This is a genomic window from Pedobacter ginsenosidimutans (assembly GCF_001442625.1).
GTDB classification, from domain to species: Bacteria; Bacteroidota; Bacteroidia; order Sphingobacteriales; family Sphingobacteriaceae; genus Pedobacter; species Pedobacter ginsenosidimutans.
This window is the reverse complement of sequence record NZ_LMZQ01000002.1, coordinates 298,431-304,430: the sequence shown is the minus strand read 5'-3', so window position 1 is coordinate 304,430 and position 6,000 is coordinate 298,431. Positions and strand designations below refer to the sequence as shown.

4 protein-coding genes are annotated in these 6,000 nt (G+C 39.0%); all 4 read left to right on the top strand.

Annotation, left to right across the window (positions count from 1 at the left end; translation table 11 throughout):
• The first annotated feature begins 659 nt into the window (after positions 1–659).
• The 4 genes from ASU31_RS03925 to ASU31_RS03910 all read left to right on the top strand — a co-directional run bounded on the left by ASU31_RS03925 (position 660) and on the right by ASU31_RS03910 (position 5,894).
• A complete protein-coding gene (locus ASU31_RS03925; RefSeq protein WP_057931080.1) occupies positions 660–2,447 on the top strand; it encodes an AsmA family protein in 1,788 nt (595 codons plus the stop codon).
• A gap of 68 nt (positions 2,448–2,515) precedes the next feature.
• Complete coding sequence (locus ASU31_RS03920) at positions 2,516–4,330, top strand: hypothetical protein (RefSeq protein ID WP_057931079.1); 1,815 nt, start codon at positions 2,516–2,518, stop codon at positions 4,328–4,330.
• Between the two features lie 50 nt (positions 4,331–4,380).
• Positions 4,381–4,938, top strand: coding sequence for a LemA family protein (locus ASU31_RS03915; protein WP_057931078.1), 558 nt, complete (start codon positions 4,381–4,383; stop codon positions 4,936–4,938).
• On the top strand, positions 4,938–5,894 hold the full coding sequence (locus tag ASU31_RS03910; protein WP_057931077.1) for a DUF3137 domain-containing protein: 957 nt from the start codon (positions 4,938–4,940) through the stop codon (positions 5,892–5,894). The genes ASU31_RS03915 and ASU31_RS03910 overlap by 1 nt, the downstream gene beginning before the upstream one ends.
• Positions 5,895–6,000 lie beyond the last annotated feature (106 nt).

Here is a 6,000-nt window from a genome sequence, read left to right as displayed (position 1 = left end):
AAGACAGTTAGCAGCCCCAATTAATCCATATTTTATATAGTTGAATAAAAAGTTTTTGGAAATGTAGGCTTCGGTGTCATGGGTAGGCTGCAGCTATTCCTGCTACTATGAGGGGTTTCCATACCACCGTCCTAACCCATCTAGCCCTTGGCGAAGCGGTACCCTGCAGGCCCGGAGGCACGACGGCCAAAGCGTACAAGCGTAGCAAAGGAACAAACGGTGTTTCTTGCACTGCACCTGCGCTCCAAAAAATTAATAATTCCCTTTTATAAAATAAGTCAGGATGTTTTTGGAAATGTAGGCTTCGGTGCCTATAGGGGACTGTAGCCCCGCCCTCGCTTCTGCCCCAATTGAAAAAATTGTGGCATCCCGCTAAGGTCGGGTTTAGATTACAACTGTCCTTGCTACTATGAGGGGTTTCCATACCACCGTCCTAACCCATCTAGCCCTTGGCGAAGCGGTACCCTGCAGGTCCGGAGGCACGACGGCCAAAGCGTACAAGCGTAGCAAAGGAACAAACGGTGTTTCTTGTACTGCACCTGCGCTCCAAAAAATATTTCATCATTCTTCCTTATTGGTCTTTCGGCTTTAGTCTTTTGCCTTAGCCCTGAAAAAACCTTTCGCTCTTCTATCTGTTACGTATCGATAAGCCATAATAAATGACAGCTCAGCATAGAAATAAAGTTTGGATCTGGATAGGAAGCATATTCGGTATATTGATTTTAGTTGTTGCATTTGGCGCCATGTTTTTAAGCGCCCGATGGAAACCTATATTAACCGAAAAAATTAAGTCTGGGGTTTATAATGGCTCCCACCACCTGTACCGGATAGATTTTAAAAGCATTAATTTAAATATAATTACAGGTAGCCTGGCACTGCGTGATGTTACACTAATACCCGATACTTCCGTCTTCGACAGCTTAAGGAAAATACAATTGGCGCCTGCCCATACTTTCGAGCTTAAATTGAAGAAACTGCAGATTAGCCGTGTTGGAATATTAACGGCCTACTTTAAAAAGCGGATAGATGTAAATGAAATCCTTTTACAAAAGCCATCTATCAATATGATTTTTAACAAAGTAACCAGGAAACCCGATAGCATAAAAGATGAAAAATCGCTTTACGAACAGATTTCGAAAACTTTTAAATCGGTACATGTTAAAAGCATTAAAATTATAGATGCAGATTTCGATTATATCAACAAAACCGCAGCAAAAAAAATCAAAAACTCGATCAAACACCTCGATATTAACATTAACGATTTCTTGTTGGATTCGCTTTCGGGCAATGATACAACAAGATTTTACTATACAAAAGATGCATCTTTTCAGATTGCGGGCTATAAATCGATAACGAAAGATAAAATGTACTCAATGAAAGTTGATACCATTAAAGGTTCTACTGCATCAAAAAAAATAACGGTTAAAGGATTTAAACTTACACCATTGTACGATGAGCTTACTTTTGCAAGAAAATACAAGATCCAGAAAGACCGGTATAACCTCAGTTTTGATAAAATAGAATTTAACGGGGTTGACTTTATTGGTTTAAATACCGACCAGAAACTGCATGCAAAATCGCTGAGGATTGGCCCCGCAAATGTAGAAGTTTTTATGAGCCGCGAATCGCCGCCGCCACCAGGCCTTGATAAAGGCCGAAACTACCCACACATGGCCCTAAAAAGATTAAACATGCCTACCCTGATCGATACGGTAAAGCTCAGAAACATTAATGTTAGATATGCTGAATTTAACCCGGCGAGTAAAAAAATTGGATCGGTTGATTTTAAAGCACTAACAGGAAACATTTTAAACGTAACCAACGATAGTTTACAATTGCGTAAAAAGAACCATGCTTTAGCCGATTTAAACGCGCTTTTAATGGGCGCCGGGAAGCTGAATGTAAAAATCGATTTTAACCTTACCGATAATAATGGTGCATTTACCTACAGCGGGAAGCTTGGGAAGTTTGATCTGAAAAACTTAAACCCACTATCGAAAGCCCTGGGTTTAATAGAAATAGAAAGCGGCGATGTACAACATATCGATTTTAGTGCAAACGGAAATTTAAGAGCTGCATCGGGTAAGATAAACATGCTATACACAAACCTGAAGGTAAAGCTCTTATCAGACAATATTGATGGAGAGGGAACCAAGGAAAAAGGGTTTTTGTCCTTTTTGGCTAATGCCATTTTAGTTAAAAATGAAAATCCACAAAAAGGCGAAGCGCCAAGAACAGCAGGCATGGCCAATACCAGAATTAATTCGGCATCCTTTTTTAACCTAATGTGGAAAACCGTTTTTGTAGGCATAAAGGATATTGTAGGCGTTGGTGTGGTACCCGAAAAGAATCCGGTAAAACAGCAAAAAGTAATCGCAAAAAAAATAAGGGAACAAAAACGGGCAGACAGAAAAGCAGCGCGAAAGGCCCGAAGAGAAAAAAACTGATCTTACATTTTTCAAATATATGTTTATAACCGTATATTGCTAATAAAACCACAGCCGCTCATTTTTTAATGCCTGATACCAGAAAATACCGTTATAAAGTTTTTAAATGGATTGCGTGTACATTACTCATTGTTTTTATCGTACTTGCAGGTATAGCATGGTTGTTAAATGTTAAGTCGCGCCCTATTTTAACCGATAGGATCAAAACACTCCTATATAAATCAACCGATAGTTTATATACCATTAGTTTTACCAAGGTTTCTACCAATGTTTTTACGGGCAATGCCACTTTACAGAACGTAAAAATAATACCTGATACCAATCGGTTTAAGCAACTCATAGCCTTAAAAAGAGCTCCAAATAATTTATATACGGTTTCTTTAAAAAAACTGGTAGTAAAGCACTTCCACCCACTAACCTTGTACCGAGAAAAAAAACTTCAGCTGGAAGAAATCATATTTGACAAACCTGAGGTAACAATGCTTAACCAGCAATTTGCTTTTAATGAGGGGCGTGCGCCCAGGCCCATTAAATCGCCTTACGATATCATCTCTAAAAACCTGAAAGAGTTTAGCATCAAAAGCATCAGGTTTAAGGATGTAAGTTTTAAATACATCAATAAGAACATAGCCAATTCAGTACCTTTCTCTATTGATGACCTCAACATTACCTTAACCGACCTGCTGGTAGATTCTACCTCTGCTGAAGATCCTACAAGATTTTATCTGCTTAAAGATATTGTGATCAATCTGAATAACTATGTATACCATACGCCAGACAAGATGTACGATATCCAATTAGATAAACTGGATTTCAGGGCAACAACAGGTAAGTTAAGGGTTAACAGTTTTGCTTTGGTACCACTGCACGATGAGATGAACTTTGGCAAGGTTGCCGGCTTTGCGAAGGAACGTTTCAACATCAAGATGAGCGACATTATGCTTAATGGAATTGATTTGCCTTTATACATTAGCAAACAAGAACTTTGGGCAAAGGAAATGGCCATTACCAATGGTTTCGTTTCGGTATTTAACCATAACGGCCTCCCCAAAAAACATCAGGAAAGCAAAATCGGAAAGTTTCCCCATCAGCTTTTGCAGCTTGTTAATGCACCTATTCTGGTCCAGAAAATTCAGCTGAAGGATATAAATGTGAATTACGCGGTTTACAATAATGAGAGTAACCAAAAAGGGCAGATTAGTTTTGAGCATACCTCGGGCATTATAAAAAATGCCACCAACCTCGATAAAATTAAAGCCATAAACCCCATTATGGAGGTTAACCTAAACACTTACCTATTTGGGCAGGGCAAGCTTGATGTAAACTTTATATTTGATCTTACCGCTAAAGATGGTGCCTTTTCTTACAATGGGGTTTTACACAATTTTAATGCGCGGGTTTTAAATCAGATTACCAAACCCTTAGGCTTGGTCCGCATTAACCGCGGGAGTGTAGATAAATTGAAGTTCAATTTTAAAGCTAACGATTTAGGTGCAAAAGGGACAGTAGCGTTCTCCTACTATGATCTTTCTGTAGCGCTGATGAAAAACGATCCCGAAAAAGATCACCTGGTTACCCGCGGTTTTCTTTCTTTCTTGGCAAATGCTTTAATTATCAAATCAGAAAACCCCGGTCCAGATGGAAAGCTGGTACCTGTAACTGTAAATTACAGCAGGCCGGCAAATACATCTTTCTTTAATATGATCTGGAAGAGCCTTTTTACAGGCATAAAATATAGCATCGGTATTACGGAAGAAAAGCAGAATGAAGTACGTGAGCATATTGCAAAGTTTAAAGCCATGCGGGCCAATCATATGCAAAGGAAACAGAAGCGCTTAGAGCGGCGGATAAGACGTGAACGGGAACAAAATGAAAAGCGATAACATTTTGTAACCTTTTCTTATCTTTATTCTCTAAACCTTAAACTAAAATTATGATTATTGCCCTCGTTATTATCGGATTTATATTCCTTATCGGGATTTTCTTTTACAACTCGCTTATCGGGAAGAAAAACCAGGTAACCAATGCCTTCTCGGCCATTGATGTAATGTTAAAAAAACGGTTCGATCTTATTCCAAATCTTGTTGAAGTGGTAAAACAGTATACTACTTACGAGCAGGGAACCTTGACCAAAATAGTTGAACTGAGATCCAAAGCAGGCTCCCCTGACATCAGCAATGCAGAAAAAGCAGATTTAGATGCACAATTGAGCAGCAGTGTGAAAGGTTTAATGGTTAACATCGAAAATTACCCTGATTTAAAAGCCAATACCAACTTTATTAACCTGCAAACCACCTGGACCGAAAGCGAAGAACAGATTGCCGCTGCCAGAAGAACCTATAATGCTTCGGTAACCGATTATAACAATTCGATTATGATGTTTCCGGGAAGTTTATTTGCCGGAATGTTAAACTTCCAGCCTATTGCCGTTTTAGAAACCGCAGCCGAGGAACGTAAAAACATTAGCGCTAAAGAACTTTTCAATAATTAATGTCGTTCGATATTGCAAGTAATGTAGCCTTACAGCAAGTTTTGGCTACAATGGAGGTAGAGCGTAAAAGAATTGCCGGTACCCAAACCAAAGGTTATATTTTTATCGCTGCGGGTATTCTACTCTGTATTCTGGGTTTTGTCCTAGGCTTTCCTATTCCTGGTGTAATTGGTGGCTTAATACCTCTTATTTACGGCGGTGTTTTGCTATTTAAGATCAACGATTCTTTAACAGCTTACCAAAATGCCTACAAAACCAATGTAATTGGTGCTGCCCTTAAATTTTTAGACGAAAGCTTATCAATTAATCCCTACCAGGGAATTGAAGCATCGGAGTTTATGTACACACAGTTGTTTAGCAATGAGCCCGATCGCTATAAAACAGAGGATCTGGTAACTGGATGTGCTGATAAAACCAGGTTTTACTTTGCTGAGGTACATGCTGAATATAAAACAGTAACCCAAACAAAAGACGGAACCCGAACAGAGTGGCACGACATCTTTAGAGGAATTATCTTTGCTGCCGATTTTAACAAGAAATTTAATGGTGTAACCATTGTCAGGCCAAAAGATTTCGGAGCAGCTTTTGGCGCATGGTTTTCAAAAAATCTGTTTTCTTTTGGTAGTAACGATGTTATTCAACTGGAAAATGTAGACTTTGATAAGACTTTTGTGACTTATGGCTCCGATCAGGTCGAATCCAGATACATCCTTACACCTGCCATGATGGAGCGGATATTAAACCTCAACCATCAAACAAAATATAACATCAGTTTATCCTTTATCGAATCGAGGATGTATATCGCTTTCCCGCTGAACCGGAACTATTTCGAAGCACCTGTTTTTAAATCATTGCTAAGTCCGGAAACGGTAAATGAAGATATCTCCACCATAAAGTTTATGTATGATATTGTTAAGGAGCTGGATCTGAATACAAGGATTTGGGGTAAGGAATAACAGATAGGGTATTCCCAAGAATTAAAAAAAGTCATCATTTCGAGCCCTAAAAAACTTCGGAAGTTTAACAGGGCTCATACTAGACTTACGAAGTTTTTCCTGCACA

Coding starts and splice junctions, on each gene's coding strand:
- ASU31_RS03925 (WP_057931080.1), top strand. CDS start 660: ATGACAGCTCAGCATAGAAATAAAGTTTGGATCTGGATAGGAAGCATA.
- ASU31_RS03920 (WP_057931079.1), top strand. CDS start 2,516: ATGCCTGATACCAGAAAATACCGTTATAAAGTTTTTAAATGGATTGCG.
- ASU31_RS03915 (WP_057931078.1), top strand. CDS start 4,381: ATGATTATTGCCCTCGTTATTATCGGATTTATATTCCTTATCGGGATT.
- ASU31_RS03910 (WP_057931077.1), top strand. CDS start 4,938: ATGTCGTTCGATATTGCAAGTAATGTAGCCTTACAGCAAGTTTTGGCT.